16 protein-coding genes are annotated in these 22,971 nt (G+C 70.4%); 10 read left to right on the top strand and 6 right to left on the bottom strand.

The features are described from left to right. The coding region (locus ACW9TB_RS27330; protein WP_472750931.1) for a beta strand repeat-containing protein at nt 1–11,236 on the bottom strand (11,236 nt) is incomplete at its 3' end. 677 nt (nt 11,237–11,913) lie between these two features. On the opposite strand from ACW9TB_RS27330, the gene ACW9TB_RS27335 reads away from it, so the two are divergent. Continuing rightward, nucleotides 11,914–12,363, top strand: a complete 450-nt coding sequence (locus ACW9TB_RS27335) for a phosphatase domain-containing protein (RefSeq protein ID WP_472750932.1) — start codon at nt 11,914–11,916, stop codon at nt 12,361–12,363. Nucleotides 12,364–12,534: 171 nt separating this feature from the next. Continuing rightward, complete coding sequence (locus tag ACW9TB_RS27340; RefSeq protein ID WP_472750933.1) at nt 12,535–13,317, top strand: VOC family protein; 783 nt, start codon at nt 12,535–12,537, stop codon at nt 13,315–13,317. A gap of 137 nt (nt 13,318–13,454) precedes the next feature. Here ACW9TB_RS27340 and ACW9TB_RS27345 read toward each other — a convergent pair whose 3' ends face one another. The 3 genes from ACW9TB_RS27345 to ACW9TB_RS27355 form a co-directional block, all read right to left on the bottom strand. Beyond that, entirely contained in the window at nt 13,455–14,672 is a 1,218-nt protein-coding gene (locus tag ACW9TB_RS27345; RefSeq protein ID WP_472750934.1) for a Dyp-type peroxidase, read from the bottom strand. 28 nt (nt 14,673–14,700) lie between these two features. Further along, nucleotides 14,701–15,264 (bottom strand): copper chaperone PCu(A)C, encoded by a 564-nt coding sequence (locus ACW9TB_RS27350; protein ID WP_472750935.1) that lies wholly within the window; start codon nt 15,262–15,264, stop codon nt 14,701–14,703. A gap of 299 nt (nt 15,265–15,563) precedes the next feature. Further along, complete coding sequence (locus tag ACW9TB_RS27355) at nt 15,564–16,130, bottom strand: MFS transporter (protein ID WP_472750936.1); 567 nt, start codon at nt 16,128–16,130, stop codon at nt 15,564–15,566. A gap of 217 nt (nt 16,131–16,347) precedes the next feature. Here ACW9TB_RS27355 and ACW9TB_RS27360 point away from each other — a divergent pair, with 217 nt between their 5' ends. From ACW9TB_RS27360 to ACW9TB_RS27375, 4 genes are all read left to right on the top strand, one after another. Beyond that, nucleotides 16,348–17,025 carry a DUF998 domain-containing protein gene (locus ACW9TB_RS27360; protein ID WP_472750937.1) on the top strand — a complete coding sequence of 226 codons (678 nt, stop codon included), beginning with the start codon at nt 16,348–16,350 and terminating at the stop codon, nt 17,023–17,025. Between the two features lie 51 nt (nt 17,026–17,076). Next, nucleotides 17,077–17,451 (top strand): YciI family protein, encoded by a 375-nt coding sequence (locus ACW9TB_RS27365; RefSeq protein ID WP_472750938.1) that lies wholly within the window; start codon nt 17,077–17,079, stop codon nt 17,449–17,451. A gap of 172 nt (nt 17,452–17,623) precedes the next feature. Continuing rightward, the gene (locus tag ACW9TB_RS27370; RefSeq protein WP_472750939.1) at nt 17,624–18,883 is read left to right on the top strand and encodes an RNA polymerase sigma factor; all 1,260 of its coding nucleotides are present in this window, start codon (nt 17,624–17,626) and stop codon (nt 18,881–18,883) included. A gap of 104 nt (nt 18,884–18,987) precedes the next feature. Continuing rightward, complete coding sequence (locus ACW9TB_RS27375; RefSeq protein WP_472750940.1) at nt 18,988–19,275, top strand: YiaA/YiaB family inner membrane protein; 288 nt, start codon at nt 18,988–18,990, stop codon at nt 19,273–19,275. 67 nt (nt 19,276–19,342) lie between these two features. Here the strand turns inward: ACW9TB_RS27375 and ACW9TB_RS27380 are convergent, their stop codons facing one another. Continuing rightward, nucleotides 19,343–19,879 (bottom strand): winged helix-turn-helix transcriptional regulator, encoded by a 537-nt coding sequence (locus ACW9TB_RS27380; RefSeq protein WP_472750941.1) that lies wholly within the window; start codon nt 19,877–19,879, stop codon nt 19,343–19,345. A gap of 112 nt (nt 19,880–19,991) precedes the next feature. On the opposite strand from ACW9TB_RS27380, the gene ACW9TB_RS27385 reads away from it, so the two are divergent. Beyond that, complete coding sequence (locus ACW9TB_RS27385) at nt 19,992–20,510, top strand: pyridoxamine 5'-phosphate oxidase family protein (protein WP_472750942.1); 519 nt, start codon at nt 19,992–19,994, stop codon at nt 20,508–20,510. Between the two features lie 196 nt (nt 20,511–20,706). On the opposite strand, the gene ACW9TB_RS27390 is transcribed toward ACW9TB_RS27385, so the two are convergent. Next, on the bottom strand, nt 20,707–21,093 hold the full coding sequence (locus ACW9TB_RS27390; protein WP_472750943.1) for an NAD(P)-binding protein: 387 nt from the start codon (nt 21,091–21,093) through the stop codon (nt 20,707–20,709). 169 nt (nt 21,094–21,262) lie between these two features. Here ACW9TB_RS27390 and ACW9TB_RS27395 point away from each other — a divergent pair, with 169 nt between their 5' ends. The 3 genes from ACW9TB_RS27395 (at nt 21,263) to ACW9TB_RS27405 (ending at nt 22,820) form a co-directional block, all read left to right on the top strand. Further along, entirely contained in the window at nt 21,263–21,829 is a 567-nt protein-coding gene (locus ACW9TB_RS27395; protein ID WP_472750944.1) for a TetR/AcrR family transcriptional regulator, read from the top strand. 299 nt (nt 21,830–22,128) lie between these two features. Continuing rightward, nucleotides 22,129–22,482, top strand: a complete 354-nt coding sequence (locus ACW9TB_RS27400; protein ID WP_472750945.1) for an STAS domain-containing protein — start codon at nt 22,129–22,131, stop codon at nt 22,480–22,482. Between the two features lie 140 nt (nt 22,483–22,622). Then, nucleotides 22,623–22,820 (top strand): hypothetical protein, encoded by a 198-nt coding sequence (locus ACW9TB_RS27405; protein WP_362678043.1) that lies wholly within the window; start codon nt 22,623–22,625, stop codon nt 22,818–22,820. Nucleotides 22,821–22,971 lie beyond the last annotated feature (151 nt).

Genomic DNA, 22,971 nt, shown 5'->3' on the forward strand with positions numbered 1-22,971 from the left:
CCACATCCGCCTGCGTGGTCACGTACGTGCTGGTGCACGTCGTGGTGGCCTGCGGAGCCAGCGTCGTCACCGGGCACGTGATCACCGGAGGTGCTCCGGTACCCGAGAACGCGGTGTCCACCACACCCACACCGGTCAACGTCGTGTTGCCGTTGTTGACGACCAGGTAGGAGTAGGTCACCGTCCGGCCCGCCGCCGTCACGGTGGACGGCGACGCCGTCTTCAGCACCGTCAGGTCGGGAGCGTCCGAGATGGTGACCGTCGACGTCGACGGAGCCGACGTGACCGCCGGACCGGTCGGCGGGGTGCCCGTCGCCGTCGCGGTGTTCACGATCGAACCGGCGTCCACGTCCGCCTGCGTGGTCACGTAGGTGCTGGTGCAGGTTGTGGTGTCCTGCGGCTCCAGCGTCGTCACCGGGCACGTGATCACCGGAGGTGCCCCGGTGCCCGAGAACGCCGTGTCCACCACACTCAGCGCGTTCAGCGTCGTGTTGCCGGTGTTGGTGACCGCGTACGAGTACGTGATCGTCTGACCGGCCGCGGCCTCCGTGGTCGGCGACGCCGTCTTCAACAGCGCCAGACTGGGAGCGTCCGCGATCGTCACCGTCGCCGTCGACGGCGGAGATGTCACCGCCGGACCCTCCGGCGGAGTACCCGACGCCGTCGCGGTGTTCACGATCGAACCCGCGTCCACATCCGCCTGCGTCGTCACATACGTGCTGGTGCACGTCGTGCTGTCCTGCGGTGCCAGCGTCGTCACCGGGCAGGTGATCACCGGAGGCGTACCGGTACCCGAGAACGCCGTGTCCACCGCGCTAACCCCGGTCAACGTCGCGTTGCCGGTGTTGGTGACCAGGTAGGAGTAGGTGATCGTCCGGCCCGCAGCCGTCGCGGTGGACGGCGACGCCGTCTTCAGCACCGACAGGCTGGGAGCGTCCGCCACGGTCGCCGTCGCCGTCGACGACGGGGACGTGACCGGCGGCCCCGTCGGCGGAGTGCCGGAGCCCGTCGCGGTGTTCACGATCGAACCCGCGTCGATGTCGGCCTGGGTGACCGTGTACGTCCCCGTGCAGGTCGTGGTGTCCTGCGGCTCCAGCGACGTCACCGGGCACGTGATCACCGGAGGCGTCCCCGAGCCGGAGAACGCGGTGTCCACCACAGTCAGCGCGGTCAGCGTCGTGTTACCCGTGTTGACCACCGCGTACGAGTACGTGATCGTCTGACCGGCCGCCGTCAGCGTGCTCGGCGAGACCGTCTTCAGCAACGACAGGCTGGGTGCGTCCGAGATGGTGATCGTCACCGTCGACGGATCGGACGTCACCGCCGGACCCTCCGGCGGCGTACCCGACGCCGTCGCCGTGTTCACGATCGAACCCGCGTCCACATCCGCCTGCGTCGTCACATACGTGCTGGTACACGTCGTGCTGTCCTGCGGCTCCAACGTCGTCACCGGGCAGGTGATCACCGGAGGCGTACCGGTACCCGAGAACGCGGTGTCCACCACACTCAGCGCGTTCAACGTCGTGTTACCCGTGTTGACCACCGCGTACGAGTACGTCACCGTCCGGCCCGCCGCCGTCACGGTGGACGGCGACGCCGTCTTCAACAGCGTCAGGCTGGGAGCGTCCGTGATGGTGATCGTCACCGTCGACGGATCGGACGTCACCGCCGGACCCTCCGGCGGCGTACCCGACGCCGTCGCCGTGTTCACGATCGAACCCGCGTCCACATCCGCCTGCGTCGTCACATACGTGCTGGTACACGTCGTGCTGTCCTGCGGCTCCAACGTCGTCACCGGGCAGGTGATCACCGGAGGCGTACCGGTACCCGAGAACGCGGTGTCCACCACACTCAGCGCGTTCAACGTCGTGTTACCCGTGTTGACCACCGCGTACGAGTACGTCACCGTCCGGCCCGCCGCCGTCACCGAGCTCGGCGACGCCGTCTTCAGCACCGTCAGGCTGGGCGCGTCCGCGATCGTCACCGTCACCGTCGACGGATCGGAGGCGACCGCCGGACCCGTCGGCGGGGTGCCGGAGGCGACCGCGGTGTTCACGATCGAACCGGCGTCCACGTCCGCCTGCGTGGTCACGTACGTGCCCGTGCAGGTCGTGGTGTCCGGTGGTCCCAGCGTCGTCACCGGGCAGGTGATCACCGGAGGTGTACCGGTACCCGAGAACGCCGTGTCCACCACACTCACCCCGGTCAACGTCGTGTTGCCGACGTTGGTGACCAGGTAGGAGTAGGTGACCGTCTGACCGGCCGCGGCCTCCGTGGTCGGCGACGCCGACTTCAGCAGCGCCAGGCCGGGGTCCGACACGGCCGTCACCGTCGTCGACGACGGGGCCGACGACACCGCCGGACCCTCCGGCGGGGTGCCCGAGGCGACCGCGGTGTTCACGATCGAACCCGCGTCGATGTCGGCCTGGGTGACCGTGTAGATGCCCGTGCAGGTCGTGGTGGCCTGCGGGGCCAGCGTCGTCACCGGGCAGGTGATCACCGCCGGTGTTCCCGAGCCCGAGAACGCGGTGTCCACCACACCCACACCCGTCAACGTCGTGTTACCGGTGTTGACGATCGCGTACGAGTAGGTGACCGTGTGACCGGCGGCCGCCACGGCCAGCGGGAAGGCGGTCTTCAGCAACGACAGGCTGGGCGCCTCCGTGATGGTGATCGTCGCCGTCGACGGGTCGGACGTGACCGCCGGACCCGTCGGCGGGGTGCCCGTCGCGACCGCGGTGTTCACGATCGAACCGGCGTCCACATCGGCCTGCGTGGTCACGTACGTGCTGGTGCAGGTCGTGGTGTCCTGCGGGTCCAGGGTCGTCACCGGGCAGGTGGCCACCGGAGGTGTCCCCGAGCCCGAGAACGCCACGTTCGTGATCCCCACCCCCGTCAGCGTCGTGTTGCCGACGTTGGTGACCAGGTAGGAGTACGTCACCGTCCGTCCGGCCGCCGCCACGGTGGTGGGCGACGCCGTCTTCAGCAACGACAGACCGGGGTCCGACACAGCGGTCAACGTCGCCGTCGACGGAGCGGACGTCACCACCGGGCCCTCCGGCGGAGTGGCCGTCGCGACCGCGGTGTTCGCCACCGAGCCCGCGTCCACATCGGCCTGCGTGGTCACGTACGTGCCCGTGCAGGTCGTGGTGGCCTGCGGGGCCAGCGTCGTCACCGGGCAGGTGACCACCGGGGGTGTCCCGGTGCCCGAGAACGAGGTGTCCGCCACGCTCAGCGCGGTCAGCGTGACGTTGCCGGTGTTGGTGACCAGGTAGGAGTACGTCACCGTCTGACCCGTCGCCGACACCGTCGACGGAGCCACCGACTTGACGAGCGTCAACGCCGAGGCCTCCGCGGCCGTGACCGTCGCACTCGACGGAGCCGACGACACCACCGGGCCCTCCGGCGGAGTACCCTCCGCGACCGCCGTGTTCGCGATCGAACCGACGTTGATGTCCGTCTGGGTGACCACGTACGTGCTGACGCAGGTCGTGCTGGCCTGCGGGGCCAGTGTCGTCACCGGGCAGGTGACCGCCGGAGGCGTCCCCGAACCGGAGAACTCGGTGTCCGCCACACCCACACTCGTCAACGTGACGTTGCCGGTGTTGGTCACCACGTACGAGTACGTCACCGTCTGACCCGCCGCCGACACCGTCGACGGAGCCACCGACTTGACGAGCGTCAACGCCGAGACGTCCGCGGCCGTGACCGTCGCGGTCGACGGAGCCGACGACACCGCCGGGCCCGTCGGCGGGTTGCCGGAGGCGACCGCGGTGTTCACGACCGAGCCGACGTTGATGTCGGCCTGGGTGACCACGTACGTGCTCGTGCAGGTCGTGGTGTCCTGCGACGCCAGCGACGTCACCGGGCAGGTGACCTGCCCGGGTGTCCCCGAACCGGAGAACGAGGTGTCCACCACGCTCAGCGCGGTCAGCGTGACGTTGCCGGTGTTGGTCACCAGGTACGAGTACGTCACCGTCTGACCCGTCGCCGTCACCGTGGACGGCACCGCCTCCTTCAGCAGCGCCAGGCCGGGAACCGGGGCGGCGGTCACCGTCGCGGTCGACGGAGGCGACGTCACCGGCGGACCGGTCGGCGGGGTGCCCGAGGCGACCGCGGTGTTCACGATCGAACCGGAGTCCACATCCGCCTGTGTGGCCGTGTAGGTGCCCGTGCAGGTCGTGGTGGCCTGCGGAGCCAGCGTCGTCACCGGGCAGGTGACCACCGGAGGCGTCCCCGAACCCGAGAACGCCGTGTCCGTCACGCTCACCCCGGTCAACGTCGAGTTACCGGTGTTGGTGACCAGGTAGGAGTACGTCACCGTCTGACCCGGGTCGATCACGCTCGACGGGGTGACCGACTTCAGCACCGTCAGGCCCGGAGCCGGCGTGATGTTCAGCGTCGCGGTCGACGGAGGCGACGTCACCGGCGGGCCCTCCGGCGGGGTGCCGGACGCGACCGCGGTGTTCACCACCGAGCCCGCGTCGATGTCGGCCTGGGTGACCACGTACGTGCCCGTGCAGGTCGTGGTGTCCTGTGGTTCCAGCGTCGTCACCGGGCAGGTGACCGCCGCCGGTGTCCCCGACCCGGAGAACGCCGTGTCCGCCACACTCAGCGCGTTCAGCGTCGTGTTGCCGGTGTTGGTGACCACGTAGGAGTACGTCACCGTCTCACCGGCCACCGTCACCGAGCTCGGCGACGCCGTCTTCAGCAGCGCGAGGCTGGGAGCGTCCGAGATGGTGACCGTCGCCGTCGACGGGTCGGAGGCCACCGCCGGACCGGTCGGCGGAGTGCCCGACGCGACCGCGGTGTTCACCACCGAGCCCGCGTCCACATCGGCCTGCGTGGTCACGTACGTGCTCGTACACGTCATCGAGTCCGGCGGATCCAGCGTCGTCGTCGGGCAGGTGATCACCGGAGGTGTCCCGGTGCCCGAGAACGCCGTGTCCACCACGGTCACACCGGTCAGCGTCGTGTTGCCGGTGTTGACGACCGCGTACGAGTAGGTGATCGTCCGGCCCGCCGCCGTCGCCGTGGTCGGCGACGCCGTCTTCAGCAGCGCCAGACCGGGGTCCGACACAATGGTCACCGTCGCCGTCACCGGGGCGGACGCGACCGGCGGGCCGGTCGGCGGGGTGCCCGAGGCGACCGCGGTGTTCACGATCGAACCCGCGTCCACATCCGGCTGGGTGACCGTGTACGTGCCCGTGCAGGTCGTGCTGTCCTGCGGGTCCAGTGTCGTCACCGGGCAGGTGATCACCGGAGGCGTCCCAGAACCGGAGAAGAGCGTGTCCGTCACACTCACACCGGTCAGCGTTGTGTTGCCGGTGTTGGTGACCGCGTAGGAGTACGTCACCGTCTGATCCGCCGCCGCCTCCGTGGTCGGCGACGCCGTCTTCAGCAACGACAGGCTGGGAGCGTCCGCGGCCGTCACCGTCACCGTCGACGGGGCCGACGACACCGGCGGGCCGTCCGGCGGAGTGCCGGACGCGACCGCGGTGTTCACGATCGAACCCGCGTCGATGTCGGCCTGCGTGGTCACGTACGTGCCCGTACACGTCGTCGAGGCCTGCGGCTCCAGCGTCGTCACCGGGCAGGTGACCAGCCCCTGCGCCCCCGACCCGGAGAAGAACGTGTCCGCCACGTTCAGGGCGGTCAGCGTCGTGTTGCCGGTGTTGGTGACCGCGTAGGAGTAGGCGATCGTCTGCCCCACCGCCGACACCGTGGTCGGCGACGCCGTCTTCAGCAGCGCCAGGCTCGGAGCGTCCGTGGAGGTGACCGTCGCCGTCGCCGGGTCGGAGGTCACCGCGGGCCCCGTCGGCGGAGTGCCGGAGGCGACCGCCGTGTTCACGATCGACCCCGCGTCGATGTCGGCCTGCGTCGTCACGTACGTGCCCGTACAGGTCGTCGAGGCCTGCGGCGCCAGGGTCGTCACCGGGCAGGTGACCACCGGAGGCGCACCGGAGCCCGAGAACGCGGTGTCCGCCACACTCACACCCGTCAACGTCGCGTTACCGTCGTTGACCACCAGGTAGGAGTAGGTGACCGTCTGGCCCGCCGCCGCCACCGTGGCCGGTGACGCCGTCTTCATCAACGACAGGCTGGGATTCTCCACGGAGGTCACCGTCGCGGTCGACGGGTTGGAGGCCACCGCGGGCCCCGTCGGCGGGGTGCCCGAGGCGACCGCCGTGTTCACGATCGACCCCGCGTCGATGTCGGCCTGCGTCGTCACATAGGTGCTGGTGCAGGTCGTCGAGGCCTGCGGCGCCAGCGTCGTCACCGGGCAGGTGACCGGTCCGGGTGTCCCCGATCCGGAGAACGACGTGTCCGCCACGCTCAGCGCGGTCAGCGTCGCGTTACCGGTGTTGGTGACCGTGTAGGAGTACGTCACCGTCCGGCCCGCGGCGGCCTCCGTGGTCGGCGACGCCGTCTTCAGCAGCGCCAGGCTGGGGTTGTCCAGGGCCGTCACCGTCTCCGTCGCCGGAGCGGAGGACACCGCGGGACCCACCGGCGGGGTGCCGGAGGCGACCGCGGTGTTCACGATCGACCCCGCGTCGATGTCGGCCTGCGTGGTCACGTACGTGCCCGTGCAGGTCGTGGTGGCCTGCGGGGCCAGCGTCGTCACCGGGCAGGTGATCACCGGAGGTGTCCCCGAGCCCGAGAAGGACGTGTCCACCACGTTCACACCGGTCAGCGTCGCGTTACCGTCGTTGACGACCATGTAGGAGTAGGCGACCGTCCGGCCCGCCGCCGTCACGATGGACGGAGAGGCCTCCTTCAGCAACGACAGGCGGGCGACCGGATCTCCGGTCACCGTCGCGGTCGACGGGTTGGACGCGACCGGCGGGCCGGTGGGCGGGGTGCCCGTGGCGACCGCGGTGTTCACGATCGACCCCGCGTCCACATCCGCCTGTGTGGCCGTGTAGGTGCCCGTACAGGTCGTGGTGGCCTGCGGCACCAGGGTCGTCACCGGGCAGGTGATCACCGGAGGTGTCCCGGTGCCCGAGAACGCGGTGTCCGCCACACTCAGCGCGTTCAGCGTCGTGTTGCCGGTGTTCATCACCGCGTACGAGTAGGTGACCGTCTCACCCGTGTTCTGCACGGCCGAGGGAAAGGCGGTCTTCAGCAGTGACAGCTCCGGGTTGGACACGGCGGTCACCGTCGCGGTCGACGGAGCCGACGTGACCGCCGGACCCGACGGCGGGGTGCCCGAGGCGACCGCCGTGTTCACGATCGAACCGGCGTTGATGTCGGCCTGCGTGGTCACGTACGTCCGCGTGCAGGTCGTCGAGGCCTGCGGGGCCAGCGTCGTCACCGGGCAGGTGAGCACCGAGGGCGTTCCCGAACCCGAGAACGAGGTGTCCGTCACGCCCACACCGGTCAGCGTCGCGTTACCGGTGTTGACGACCAGGTAGGAGTAGGTGACCGTCCGACCGGCCGCCGCCACGGAGGTCGGCGAGGCCGTCTTCTGCAGGGCCAGGCTGGGAGCCGAGGTGATGGTGACCGTCGCGGTCGACGGAGCGGACGTGACCGCCGGGCCGGTCGGCGGGGTACCCGTCGCCGTCGCGGTGTTCACGATCGAGCCCGCGTCCACATCCGCCTGCGTCGTCACATACGTCCGCGTACACGTCGTGGTGGCCTGCGGGGCCAGCGTCGTCACCGGGCAGGTGATCGGTCCTGGCGTTCCCGAACCCGAGAACGACGTGTTCGTCACACTCACACCGGTCAGCGTGCGGTTACCGGTGTTGACGATCGCGTACGAGTAGGTGATCGTCCGGCCCGCCGCCGTCACCGAACTCGGCGAGGCCGTCTTCAGCAGCGACAGGCTGGGAGCCGACGTGATGGTCACCGTCGCCGTCGACGGGGCCGACGTCACCGGCGGGCCGGTCGGCGGGGTGCCGGAGGCCGTCGCGGTGTTCACGATCGAGCCCGCGTCCACATCCGCCTGCGTCGTCACATACGTCCGCGTACACGTCGTCGAAGCCTGCGGCGCCAACGTCGTCACCGGACACGTGACCGGCCCTGGCGTTCCCGTACCCGAGAACGAGGTGTTCGTGATCCCCACCGCCGTCAGCGTGCGGTTACCGGTGTTGGTGACCAGGTAGGAGTAGGTGATCGTCCGACCGGCGGCCGTCACGGTGGTCGGCGACGCCGTCTTCAGCAGCGACAGGCTGGGAGCCGACGTGATGGTCACCGTCGCGGTCGACGGAGCGGACGTCACGGCGGGACCCGTCGGCGGGGTGCCCGAGGCCGTCGCGGTGTTCACGATCGAACCGGCGTCCACATCGGCCTGCGTCGTCACGTACGTCCGCGTACACGTCGTCGAAGCCTGCGGCGCCAACGTCGTCACCGGACACGTGACCGGTCCTGGCGTTCCCGTACCCGAGAACGAGGTGTTCGTGATCCCCACACCGGTCAGCGTCGTGTTGCCGGTGTTGACCACCATGTAGGAGTAGGTGATCGTCCGTCCGGCCGCCGTCACGGTGGTCGGCGAGGCCGTCTTCTGCAACGACAGGCTGGGAGCCGAGGTGATCGTGATCGTCGCGGTCGACGGAGCCGACGTGACCGCCGGGCCGGTCGGCGGGGTGCCGGAGGCCGTCGCGGTGTTCACGATCGTGCCCGCGTTCACATCGGCCTGCGTGGTCACGTACGTCCTCGTGCAGGTCGTCGAGGCCTGCGGGGCCAGCGTCGTCACCGGGCAGGTGACGGCCGAGGGGGTCCCGGTGCCCGAGAACGCCGTGTTCGTGATGCCCACGCCGGTCAGCGTCCGGTTACCGGTGTTGGTGACCAGGTAGGAGTACGTCACCGTCCGGCCCGCAGCCGTCACGGTGGTCGGCGACGCCGTCTTCAGCAGCGACAGGCTGGGAGCCGAGGTGATCGTGATCGTCGCCGTCGACGGAGCCGACGTGACCACCGAACCGTTCGGCGGAGTGCCCGACGCCGTCGCGGTGTCCACGATCGAACCCGCGTCCACATCGGCCTGCGTCGTCACATACGTCCGCGTACACGTCGTCGAGGCCAGCGGGGCTAGCGTCGTCACCGGACAGGTGACGGCCGAGGGGGTCCCGGTACCCGAGAACGCCGTGTTCGTGATCCCCACATTGGTGAGGGTGGTCTGGCCGGTGTTGGTGACCGCGTACGAGTACGTCACCGTCCGGCCCGCGGCCGCCACCGTGCTCGGCGACGCCGTCTTCAGCAGCGCCAGCGACGAGACCTGCACGGGGACCGGCGTCGAAGCGCTCGCGGAGACCGTTCCCTGCTGGGTCGGCGTGTCGGAGCTGGCGTACGAGATGGTCGCGGTGTCGGTCACCGTCGTGCCGGGCGAGTTGGGGCCGAGGGTGACCCGGAATGTCACGGAGGTGGACTGGCCCGGTGCCAGGGAGCCGCCGCTCGTGGCGTTCGCCCCGGTTCCCAGTTGCGCGCTGACCTGGTTGTCGACGAACTGAGCCTGGTCGTCCCCCGGGGGGTCCGTCTTGGACCCGGCGTTGGGTCCCGACGCCACGGCGATGCTCCCCGGAACGTAGACGGTGTTCACGGGGATCGGGTCGGAGAGCAGCACCCTGACCGCGGTGTCGTCTCCCACGTTGGTCGTGGTGATGGTGTATTGGACGACCGATCCGGGCACGGGGGTGCCGCCGCCGACCACCTGGGCGGTCTTGGTCATCTGGAGGTTCGCCTGGTGGAGGTCGGTCTGCGTGAAGAACGCGTGGGGCCAGTAGGCGTCTCCCACGGTGGTGAAGGTGAACTGGGCCGAGGTGTCGTTGTTACGGAACGCCGACGACGCGTCGATGATGTTGGAGTCGTACCCGAGCGTGTTGGTGTAGGTCGGGTTCCGGTTGGTCACCTGGTTGGCGAGCGTGGCGATGGTGGAGTTGAAGAAGTTGTCCGCCGGGTGGAGGGCGTCGCTGAGCACGGTCAGCGGGCCGTTGGTGCTCTTGATGCTCAGGGAGTCGCCGACGATCGCGTTGTCACCGTCGTAGACGATCTCGCCCAGCTGGACGTTCACGGCCCCGGTGGTCGGGGTCTGGAATCCGGTCAGGTTGATCGTGGTGTCCGGGGTGCCGTTCTGCTGCTCCAGGAAGCCGTCGAACACCGAGATGTTCCGTAGCGGCTGGGTCGAGTCCCGGTAGGCCACCACCAGCGACCATCCGCCGAACGCTCCGAGGCCGTCGAGCCCCCGGGCGGCCTGCACGTTCGCCACCGTGTAGGTACCGGCACCCGCCGACGCCACCAGGGAGGTGACATCCGCGGAGGCCCCGTAGACGACCCCGTCCGTGGTGACGTTGTCGGGGGTGTCGCCGATGTCGGCGGTCGAGGCGGTGACCGTCCGGTAGGCGGTGTCACCCGGAGCCTTGAACTGCACCTGCCCGCGCAGGCTGATGTCGGGCGCCAGGCGGTTGCCGGCCGGAAGGCCCGTCGTGTCGGTCGTGGTCTGGCTCCGGGCACCCCAGTACAGGCGCGCGTACGCGACCTGCGCGTTGGCCGACAGCGTGAGACCGGCGGTGCTGGAGTTGAACGTCGCCCCGTCGCTGTCCACGTCGATGAAGGTGGCGGCGACGTTGTTGTTGCCCGAGCCGTTCTGGCGGGTGGCGCAATCGGTCACCTGCGGGGGGTAGCAGGTCACCACCGCGTTCGCCGCGCGGGTCACCGCCCCCCGGTAGTCGCTCGTGTAGCGCTCGGAGAAGGTGATCGGCGCCTGGTGCGCCATCCGCGCGCCCGTCTCGGAGCCCGGCCGGACCCGCCTGGTCTCGACCCGGACGTCCGTCGGGCCCCTCAACCGGGCGGCCCCGCCCTCCATGCGCTTGCGCGCCGGGGTGGCCGTCTCACCGGTCTCACCGGCCTGCGCGTCGGCCGGGGTGTCGGCGGGGGCGTCGGTGGCGGGGGACTCGTCGGCCTGCGTGCCGGCGGCCTCGGGACCCGCGGTCGTGTCCTGGCAGGTCCGTCCCGCGTGCGCGTCGACCGTCGGGATGGACATCTGGTGACCGGCCGCCCGGACGGCGTACCGCACCTCGATGCTGTCACCGGCGGTCACGTCGCCCACCCATTTGAGCAGGGGCTTGCTGTAGGTCAACGCGCCCGAGGTCGCCTGGCTGTCGCCCACGGTCGCGCTGTCGGGGACGGCGGAAAGGTCCTCGGCGAAACTCGCCCCCTCCGCGTCGACGTCGCCGGTGTTGGCGACGTGCACCGTGACGATCGCGCGGTTGCCGTCGAGCCGCGCCTCCCGTGTCAGCCGCAATGTCGGGCCGGTCCTGCCGGGACCACATGTGACGATAAGTGACGGGGTGTCAGCACCGTCATGAGGGTCGGCGGAGGCGGCGTACGCCACCGGGCCCAACCCAACCGCACACACCGTAAGTCCGGACAAGGCGCTTCCAAAGAAGCTCTTCCGAATATGACCCCAGGACAGCAAGGCCGACCTCCCGCAGGAATTCCGACAAATAGTGCCGAATCATTGAACGGGGGGCCGAGCTTTCCGCAGCGATATTGCCCTGACCACGGCCTTAAGAGGATAACCAGATCATCAACGACCGAAACGTTAGGCGCGGCAACCACGATCCACCAAGTTATGGTGCAATCAGCGGTTCGATTTCTTTACACAGCGGTTCTTCCACAAAAAGCCTTTAATTGTGACTCGTCGGACATTGTCTGTTACGGGAGGCAGCCTGGTTGAATGTCTGGCCGAATGTCTGTCCGGCGAGGTCTCGGCCCGGACCAAGGTCCGCCCGGTGTCCTGACCGGTGTCTCGCCGTCGACGGGACGGCCGAAGGTGGCGGGGCGCCGTGGTGTCGTCGGCCGTCGACCGTCGGCGCGGAGTCACGGAGTCGCGGAGTCGCGGAGTCGCCACCGGCGGTTCGGACCACGCGGCACCGGCAGGTGAGCAGGCGGGTGACGGCGGTGAGCGACAATCACCTCATGACGGCATCATTGACCGGCGCGGTCCGGCTTCCCGGCGGCGCCTGGGTTCGTGGCCGGGGACTGCGCGACGGTGCCCCCACCGGCCCGGCCCCGGACTTCGCGCTCTATCTCGGCTCGGCACGCCTTCGGAACCGTCATCAAAGTGCGCTGCCGTGGCCGCACGAATGGATCCGCTGGCCGGACTTCCTGCTGCCCCTGGACCGGCACACGGCCGCCCGCTCCATCGTCGGCCTGCACGAGCGGGCGCGCTCGGGGCTCGGCGTCGAGGTCGCCTGCGGCGGCGGGGTCGGCAGGACCGGCACCGTCATGGCCTGCCTGGCCACCCTCGACGGCCTGCCACCTCGGGAGGCCGTCGAGTGGACGCGTGAGCACTACCACCACCGCGCGGTCGAAACCCCCTGGCAACGGCGGTGGGTGGCGTGGTTCCCCACCCGCCCCGGGGCCTGATCCCGCGCAGCGGAATCCAGGACATCGCACTATCAACCAGAAGCACCGGGCGGACCATGACATCGATTGATTTCCAGGCCGTGTTCCGGGTTTACGGGTGGTCGTTCTATTCTGCCTAGTCCGCACGTGAGCCTCCGGGTGAGCGCGGCCCGTGAAGAAAGGAAATCGGCCATGCCGGAAAAAGTCTCGTACGAGCCGGGAACGTTCTGCTGGGCTGATCTCAGCGCGCCCGATCCGGACGCCGCCACGGCCTTCTACACCGGCCTGTTCGGCTGGCACGCGCACGTCGACCCCGACCCGCTGGTCCCGGGCCACGTCACGCTGACCCTGGACGGTGACCTGAGCCGTCCGGTGGCCGCGCTGATGCCGATGATCGCCGGAGCGCCGCCCGGGACACCGGCCTTCTGGACGACCTACGTCAGCGTCGCCGACGTCGACGCCACGACCGGGCTCGTACGGGACGCGGGCGGCCAGGTGTTCATGGGACCGATGGACAGCGGGGAGCTGTGCCGCTTCGCGCTGCTGATCGACCCGCAGGGCGCGTTCGTCGGGCTCTGGCAGGCCAAGGACTTCCACGGCGCCGGGGTCGTCGGCGAGCCGGGCGCGTACTGCTGGAGCGAGCTGCTGGCCGTACGCGACGCCGAGGGCGCCAGGGCGTTCTACGGGACGGTGCTCGGCTGGAAGAGTGACGTCCACGGGTCTCGTGTGGAGTGGCGTACGGGTGGTGGCACGCCCGCCGGTTGGATGACGGAGCTGGACGAGCGGTGGCCCGCCGAGACCCCGTCCCGCTGGACGGCCACTTTCACGGTGTCCGACTGCGACGCCGTCGCCGCGCGCGCCGCCGAGCTGGGCGGCACGGTGGCGATGGCGCCCCACGACGTCCCGGCCGGGCGGTTCGCCCTGCTCGACGATCCTCAGGGCGGGCGCTTCTCGGTCGTCCAGCCGAACAGCTGACCGGGTACCGGCCGCCGGGGACCGGGCTGCGAGTCGCGGGAGGGGCGCCGTACGCCCGTGACGACCATTGGCCGCCACGGGCGTACGGCGTCTCCCGTCAGGTCCCGTCAGGTCCCGTCAGGTCCCGTCAGGTCCCGTCAGGTGAGGAGGGTGTCCCCGATCCAGCCGTTGGGTGAGCATCCCGGCGGGATGGCGAAGACGGCCGAGCCGATCGGGGTCGTCCACTCGTTGAGCAGGTCGGCCTCGGCCAGCCTGCGCTGGATCGGGACGAACTGCCGGGAGACGTCCGCCTGGTAGGAGGCGAACAGCAGCCCGGAGTCGGCGTGCCCCTCCGGGGTGAGCCCCTCGTCGTAGTTGTAGACCCTGCGCAGGATCCGCAGGGTCGGGTCGGTGACATGGGCCCGGCGGATGTGGGCCTGCTCGGAGATGACGGGGAAGCCGATCGCGTTGAGCTTCTCGAAGTCGGCCCTGTCATGCTCGTCGCGTCCGGTGAGCGGGGCGCCGTTGTCCAGGCGGCGGCCCACGGTGAACTCCTTGGCGACCCGGTCGACGGCGTCCCAGGTCTCCATCTCCGCCCGGATGCGCCGCAGCACCAGCGTCGTACCGCCACGCAGCCACTCCGGGCCGCCGCTCACCCACACGGCCCGGTCGAAGTCGGGGGAACCGGGCGCGGGGTTGACGGTCCCGTCGAGCTGGCCCATGACGTTGCGCTGGGTCAGCCCGGCGGGCTGGGTGCCCGCGCCGCGCCGGAAGCCCCGCTGGGTCCAGCGGACCCTCGCGAAGGAACGGGCGTCCTTGACGACCATGCGCAGGGCGTGGGTCAGGGTGAGGGCGTCGTCGGCGCAGATCTGCAGCAGCAGGTCCCCGCCGCTCCACTCCTTCCTGAGCCTGTCGATCCCGAAGGCGGGCAGCGGCGCCGCCGCCTCCGGACGGCGGTCGGCCAGCCCGGCCGCCGTGAGGAAACCGGGGCCGAACCCGAAGGTCACGGTGAGCCGGGCGGGCAGGACGGCCAGCTCCGGCTCGGTGTCGGCCAGGGCGGGCCTGCCCTGGGTCAACCGCCGGGCGTCGTCGGTGAGCAGCCGCATCATCCGGGCCAGCGCCTCGCGGCCGGTGTCCGGTAACAGGTCCAGGCCGACGAACACCCCGTACGTCTGGGGCGCCGTCGCGATCCCCGCCTGGTGGATCCCGTCGAAGGGCTCCGTGGCGGACCCCCCGGAGACGGGGGACGCCGCCGGAACGGCTTGGGGGGCGACCGGGGGGACAGCCTGGCCGGGGGCGCACGCGGCGAGGGCACCGGCCGCGGTGGCGGCGCCTCCCGCGAGCAGTCCCCTGCGGCTGAGTCGGGGTTCCCGCATGAGTTCTTCTCCGTTTCCGGCTTCCCGCTCAGCCGCCGCCCTCACCCGTGTCCATGTTCATGTCCTTGCCGGGCTGGTAGTCCTCCTTGCCCCCGGCGAAGTCCTTGCCGACCGCGGTGAACTCCACGGTCTTGCCGTCCTTGAGCGTGAGGGTGAAGGGGATCTGCGCGCCGGGCCTCACCGCTTCGGTGACGCCCATCAGCATGATGTGGTCACCGCCGGGCTGAAGCTGGTGGCTGCCCCTCGCGGGAACCACGAACCCGCCCTCCTTGGGGCGCATGATCATTTTTCCCTTGGAGTCGACGACCTCGTGCAGTTCGACCTTCGGTGACAGCGGCGAGGTGCCGGAGACGATCGTCACCTCGGCGTCGGTGTTGTTGACCAGGGTGCCGAAGGCGGCGCTCATCCCCTTCTTCGCGGTCTTCACCCACGGATCGGTGATCGTCAACGCGGAGACGGCAGCGGCGGCGACGGAGGGGGTGGCGGCGGGTGCGGCGGTCCCCGGGGCGGTACTCGGGGCGGCGGCCGGTGCCGTGGTGCCCTGAGAGCCACACCCGCCCAGGACCACCACGGCCGCGATCAGGATTCCCACGGGGGCGGTACGACGGACTCCGGCACGGGCGATCCTGCTGATTCCGGAGCCGCTGGTTCCGGGACGGTTGGTTCCGGCACGGTTGATACGACGAGCAGACACGTTGAGGCCTTTCTTCTGGCCGGTCCGGCGGGCCGAGGCCGAACGCCGCCTCGATATGGCCATGCCGGACACGCGACCGGGACTGTCACGCTGATGTGGTCCGCCGGGCAGCCGGAAGGCCGCGTCGGCGCGGGCCCGCGCGTACGTACGCGCGGGCGGGCTCGGGAACGGGTCAGGCCCCCGGGCGACCCGAGCGGTCAGCCGGAGGTGAGGGTGACGATCCGGGGAGGGCCGCGCCCGCTGACGACGTGGCGCAACACGGCGGAGCGGAGGGCTCCCGGCTCGATCGCGCCCGCGGTGAGGAAGGACACGTACGCCGGGGTCACGACCACGACGAGCACGCGGCACAGCCGGGCACCGAGCCGTCGCAGCAGTGCCCACAGCGCCGCCTCGCCGCGCGCCAGCCACAGGGCGGTCAGCCCGACGGCCCAGCCGTGCGTCACCAGCATGCCCAGACCGGGCAGCAGCCCCGAGTGGGCGTGCCCGATCATCTCTGCCATCTCGGCGGGGGAGGCGGCGTGCGCGAGGGAGAACAGCACGTGCAGCCCCGCCTGCACGCCCGCCAGCAGCGGCAGGATCACCGCCAGCGTCCGTTCGCGCCCCGACACGGCGAGAGCCACGGCGAAGGCGAGGGCCAGGGCGACGGCCGCGCTCGGCACGGAGACCGAGCCGCCCGCGAGGACGTGTGCCGTCACGCTCAGCCCCAGGCAGACCGCGGCGAAGGCGGCCGCGCGGGCGAGGCGGAAGGGCGACGTCGCGGGCATGATGGGGAAATCATCCCACGCCACCCCGGCGGTACGAAGTCCGAGCCCCACGGGCGATTCGCGCCCGTGCCACCCCCGGGACCCGCGCCGCACCCGGGCTCCTAAAAATCTTGAAAGAAATCCGGTCGCCGTGTCGAATCGGCCCGGGCTCGTTCGAAGCGTGGTCAGAGGGCCGGGAGGAACACCGAAACCGGCCAGGACGCGTGAGGAGAAGGCCATGACCCAGCAGGTGACGAGGAGCGCGAACATGAGGGCCCGCGACTCGCGGGCGAGCGTCACCAGGTCGCTCCTGGGGTGCGGTGTCATCGCCGGGCCGGTGTACATCGCGGTGTCCCTCGCCCAGGCGCTGACCCGGGAGGGCTTCGACCTCAGCCGCCACGCGTGGAGCATGCTCGCCAACGGCGGTCCCGGCTGGATCCAGATCGTCAACCTCGTCGTCGCCGGGCTGGCGAGCATCGCCTGCGCGGTCGGCCTGCGCCGGGCCCTGGCCCCGGGGCAGGGCGCGACCTGGGCTCCCCGGCTCGTCGGCGCGTACGGGACGACCCTGATCGGCGCCGGGATCTTCCGGGCGGATCCGGGGATGGGCTTCCCCGCGGGGACGCCCGAGGGTCCGGGACCGGTCAGCTGGCACGGAATTCTCCACTTCGCCTTCGGTGCCGTCGGCTTCCTGTGCGTGATCGTCGCCTGCTTCGCCGTCGGCCGCCGGTTCGCCACGGAAGGCCGTACGGGATGGGCGGGCTTCTCGCGGTTCACCGGCGCGCTGTTCCTCGTGACCTTCGCCGCCATGGCGAGCGGTGGGGGTGCCGTCTGGGCCAACCTGGCCTTCGTCACCGGAATCGTGGTCATCTGGGCCTGGCTCTCGGCCCTGTCACTCCACCTCCACCGGCGCACCTGACCTCGTCCAATCCGGCCGGTCATTCAAGAGACAAAACCAAGGAGAGACACGATGCGATACATGGTCACCCTCACGATCACCAACCACCCCGCCACCCCGCCGCCCGCCGAGCTGATGGAGGCGATCACCAAGCTCGGTGAGGAGGCCACCGGGGCGGGCGCGCTGCTCGACAACGGCGGGCTGGCCCCGAGCGCCGAGGGCGCGCGGGTCGAGGTCACCGGGGGCAGGCTGAGCACCACGGACGGGCCGTTCGCGGAGGCGAAGGAACTGGTCAGCTACGCCCTCTACCAGGTCCGCTCGAAGGAGGAGGTCGTCGAGTGGACCTCCCGCTTCATGAAGGCGCACCGCGACCACTGGGAGGGGTGGGAGGGGGAGGCCGACATCTACCGCGTCTTCGGGCCCGAGGACTTCGCCGCTCCCGCGTAAAACCTTCGCCGTCCCGCGTAGAACCGCCCCCGCGTAAAACCGCCGTCGCCGCCCCGGCTGGGAACCCCGGCCGGGGCGTCGCGTCGCCCGGCTCCCCCGCGCTCCCCCGGCACGCGGGGGGCCGGGGAAGGACGGTGTCGCGGACGGGAACGAAGTGCTTGGATCGGGAGGCATGACGGTTGGGGATCCCCATCGGGTCGTCGAGGCGGTCTGGCGAATCGAGTCCGCGAGAGTGATCGCCGGGCTCGCCCGGATGGTGCACGACGTCAGCCTGGCCGAAGAACTGGCGCAGGACGCCCTGGTCATCGCGCTGGAGCAGTGGCCCATCTCTGGCGTACCGGACAACCCCGGCGCCTGGCTCATGCTCACCGCCAAGCACCGGGCGATCGACCTGCTGCGCCGCAGGAACCGGTACGAGCGGAAGCTCGAAGAGGTCGGCCGGGACATGGAGATCCGCCGGGAGTCGGCCGAGGCGGAGCTGGACGACGCCCTCGACGACCACATCGGCGACGACGTGCTGCGCCTCCTCTTCACGGCCTGCCATCCCGTACTGTCCACGGAAGGGCGCCTGGCGCTCACCCTCCGCCTGCTCGGCGGCCTGACGACGGAGGAGATCGCACGCGCCTTCCTGGTTCCCGAGCCGACCGTCGGACAGCGGATCTTCCGGGCGAAGCGCACCCTCGCCGAGAAGCGGGTGCGGTTCGAGATGCCCACCCCGGCGGAGCTGGGCGACCGGCTCTCGTCGGTTCTGGAGGTCGTCTACCTCATCTTCAACGAGGGCTACTCGGCGACCGCCGGTGACGACTGGATGCGCCCCTCGCTCTGCGAGGAGGCGCTGCGCCTGGGCCGGATCCTGGCGGGCCTCACGCCGGAGGAGTCCGAGGTGCACGGCCTCGTCGCCCTGATGGAGATCCAGGCGTCCCGCACGCGCGCCAGGACGGGACCCGGCGGCGAGCCCGTCCTGCTCCTCGACCAGGACCGGGGACTGTGGGACCGGCTGCTCGTCCGCCGGGGGCTGGAGTCGCTCGCCCGCGCCGAGGCGCTCGGCACCCTGGGCCCGTACGGTCTGCAGGCCGCGATCGCCGCCTGTCACGCCCGCGCGCGGTCCGCCGACGACACGGACTGGGAGCGGATGGCCGCCCTCTACCGGGTGCTCGCCCACGTCGCCCCCTCGCCCGTGGTGGAGCTGAACCGCGCGGTCGCGGTGGGCATGGCGTACGGCCCGGAGCACGGCCTGAAGATCGTGGACGGGCTGGTGACGGAGCCCGCGCTCAGGAACTACCCGCTGCTGGCCGCCGTACGGGGGGATCTGCTCGTGAAGCTGGGCCGTCTCGACGAGGCGCGCGAGGAGTTCGAACGGGCCGCCGGGCTCACCCGCAACGAGCGCGAGCGGAGCCTCTTCCTCGCCCGCGCGACCGCCACGGACGGCTGACGGGGTGCCCGGGAGCGCGGGCGAGGAATCCGGCCGTCGTACTCACCGGTAACTAAGTAGCCGCACTCACGCCCCGGAAGCGGATCGTCACCACGATGGTGTGCATGACGACACGACCGGTGAAAAACACGACGACGACCGCTTTCTACGCGCAGGCCGTCATCTCCTTCGGGCTGTCCGTGGCGGCCCTGGGAATCGGTATCGCCTACCTGCCCGTGACCACCTGGGTCCGCTCGTTCATGGGGCTCGGGCTGCTCTACGTGGTGACGTCGACGTTCACGCTCGCCAAGTGCGTCCGGGACCGGAACGAGGAGGCCGCCGTCGTCAGCCGCGTCGACCAGGCCAGGCTGGACAAGCTGCTGGCCGAGCACGACCCCTTCAAGAACGACTGACGCCCGCCTTTCAGGACCTCCCGCCTTTCAGGGCTCGGCGCGCTCGTGCCGGTCCGTACGGCCCCGGTCAGGCGGGGCGAACCGGGGGCGCGGCCCCGGTGTGCTCGTAACCGTCCGAGTGGCGGTCCCGGTCAACTGGGGCGACCGGGGGCTGCGCGGCCCCGGGGCCGGGCAGGACGTCGACGTCGGTGGCGCGCATCGGCCGGTCGCACACCGCGCAGCGCGGTTCGACGTGGCTGATCTCACCGCAGGCGTGGTGGCGGTAGAGCACCGGCGGACCGGCCTCGCCCGCCGTCCACCGGTCGCCCCAGCGCACCATCACCAGGAGCAGGTCGCACAGCTCCATGCCCTTGACGGTGAGCGCGTACTCGTGGCGGGGCGGCCTGCTCGAATACTCCTGCCGCTCCAGCACGCCGTTCTCGACCAGCCACTTGAGCCGCTCGGTGAGCACCTTGCGGGAGATGTCCAGGCTCTGCTGGATCTGGTCGAAGCGGCTGATGCCGACATAGACGTTCCGCAGGATCAGCGGCGACCACGGTTCACCGATGACATCCAGCGTGCGGGCGATCGAGCAGGCCATGTCACCGAATCGGGTTCGCTGCATGGGGACAGTCTAGCGAGAGGGTTCCTTTAGGGAACGGTCACCTGCTACCGTCTCTCCCGTTAGTTTCCTAAAGGAACTGACCGAAGGTGAGCACATGGGGAGGAATCCAGGGATGACCGAGACGACGCCTGTCGCCGAACTCCTGTTCGGCGAGGCCGACGCGACACCGATCAGCACGGACGAGGCGACGATCAAACCGTGGGACGAGGCGCGGGCGTGCCTGGAGTCCGCACCGAAGGCCTGGATCTCGACGGTACGGCCCGACGGCCGGGCACACGCCATGCCCGTGTTGCTGGTGTGGGCCGGAGGCGCCCCCTGGATCACCACCCGCCCGGGGTCCCGCAAGGCCAGGAACCTCGCCGGCAACCCCGGTTGCGTCATCACCGTCCCCGGCGAGAGCCTTGACCTCGTGGTCGAGGGCGAGGCCACCCGGGCGCGGGACGAGGACGAGCTCCACCGGGTGTCCGCCGCCTTCAGGGCGAAGTACGAGTGGGAGCTCGCGGTGCGCGACGGCTCCGTCTACGAGGACCGCCTTCCCGGCTCACCCGAGTACGGTTTCTACCGGATCACGCCCACCCGCGCCTTCGGCTACGGCCCGGACGGGATGACGGCGACGCGCTGGCGGTTCTGATGACCAAAACCGGCCGGTCTCACACCCGTTTTCGATGACCGGGACCGGCCGGTTTCACGCCCGTTCGCGCCCGTGACCGGGACCGGCCGGTTTCATGGCTGTTCGCGCCCGGCCCGCCGCCCGCGGGGGTAGTCCCTGAGCTCGATCGTCTCGTGCGGGCGCACCCCCGTGCGCCGGAGCCCGCTCAGGGCGCGGATCATGCCGCGGGGAAGGCGGGCGAGCAGCCGGGTGCCCCACACGGTGGCCCGCAACCGGGACCGGCTGTCCGGCACGAGGGTCCTCGCCATCCTGCGGCCCAGCTCCCGGCTGCGTCTCGCGTACTCGCCCAGCTCGCTCTCGTACGCGCGGAAGGCCCGCCCGTGGTCGCCAGGTGCCGGGTGCCCGTCTCCTTCTCCGTGATCGCGGGGAGCGGGCCCATCCGCTCCACGATCTCCATCGCCGGCCTGAACAGGTCGACCGCGTGCCCGCCCGTCCTGCGTGGCGTCGGCGCCCGCTCCACCACGGTCACCTCGAAGCCGTGGTGGTCCAGCCAGTACGCCAGGACCGGCCCGGCGACACCGGCCCCGGAGACGAGGATCCTCATGGCCTTCCTTCCCTTTTACTTAACGGAAGGCAAGTCATCCGAATGGCCTCACACAAGCACTTACCTATCGTTAAGTCAGCCACTTTTACCGTGCCGGTACCCTTGATCCGAGCACGAGGACACCCACGCGTACGGGAGGTCCGGCGCGAGGGCAGGGGAGAACGATCAGGTGGCGAGGCCGTCCGACACCAAGGCGCGCATCCAGGCGGTCGCACGGGAGTTGTTCGCCGAGAAGGGCGTGCAGCAGACGAGCCTGCGCGACATCGCCGACCGGCTCGGGATCACCAAACCCGCGCTCTACTACCACTTCACCTCGCGGGAGGACCTGCTCCGCAGCATCGTCCAGCCACTGATCGACGATGTCGACGCCTTCCTGGCCGACACCGAGGCGAAGGCCCCGCAGAGCCCTCGCGATCTCCTCCAGGGCTACTTCGACATCACCTTCCGGCACCGGGAGGTGACCGTGATGGTGGTACGCGACCTGTCCACCCTGGCCCACCTCGACCTGGGTCCCCGCATGGGCAGCTGGCGGCGGCGGCTCATCACCCTGCTGCTCGGCCCGGATCCCGACCTGGCCGCCCGCGCCCGCGCGGTCGTGGCCATCGGCGGGCTCTCGGACTGCACCGTGGAGTTCGCCGACGTACCGGCCGCGACGCTCGGCCCCCCGGCGGTGGCCGCCGCGCTGGCGGCACTCGGCGCCGACCCGCTCGGGGCCGACCCGCTCGGGGCCGGTTGAGCCGCGCGAGGAACGAACCAGCCGGTGCATCGAATCCGCCGGTGTATCGGATCCGTGGTGTATCGGATTCGCTGGGGTGAGGTCCAGCGGGGTGAGGTTCGGCGGAAACCCGGGCGCCGGAGGAGAGTGGGCTCACCGGCTCCGGATACGCCGGTGGTGTCGGACAGGCGCCACGGAAACGCACCTCGGTGTGGCACACTTTCGACATCGCCACAGCGGCATCGATCGGTCACATCGCCCGCCCCATTCCAACGGACGCGCCACAGGCTGATGCCCGTGGCCGCCGATCGGAGGTCCGTATGGACCTGTCCACGCACGCCCACCCAGACTGGATGGTCTGCGACATCGCAGGGAAGATCGACATCTTCACGGCCCACGCGCTCCGCGAGCACCTGCTGGCCGCGCTGGGCCGCCCGGGATACCGGCTCCTCCTCGACATGTCCATGGTCACCGCCATGGACGCCAGCGGGGTGGCCGTGCTGCTCTCCACCCTGCACAGGGCCGTACGACACGGCGGCACGCTGCGGCTGATCGCTCCGGCACCGGCGGTGAGCGGGCCGCTGAAGGCCAGCGGGCTGTCGGAGAGGTTCGCCGTCAGCGCCAATCTGGCCGACGCGCGGATCGCGGAACCACTGCCCGTCGGCGTCATGTGAACCACCGCCCGCACGCCGTTCCGGCCCGGGGAGCCCTCCGGGCCGAGGGCCGGAGCGGTTCCGGGCAATCCTCAATTGATTTATTGGTAAAAAGAGCGAGGAAATATCATAAAAGCGTCAAACAAGTCTAAAGTTAGCCCATGGTGACTCACCGCACGGCGGTCGTACCGGCAGATTCGGGAACGCCCGGTAAGTGTCTCTGCGGCCATCCGGCCGACTACGTGATCGAAACGCGCTGGTTCTCCGGCAGGCACTCCCGTGATCCGGTCTGCGCCCCCCATGTCACCGAGGTCCTCCAGGGAATCGCGAAGCAGAACGCCCGCCGCGACGGAGGATGAACGCTCGACGCGAACCGGCCGCGAGCTCGCCCGCGCGCCGGTGATCGACACCCCGGTCGACGCCTCGACATCTCCACGCCTCGACGCCTCGACGTCAGCGGCATGATCAACACCACGACCCGTGGACACCCCGGGTCGTCGCGGGACCCGT

The sequence above is a fragment of the Streptosporangium sp. H13245 genome, assembly GCF_055690525.1.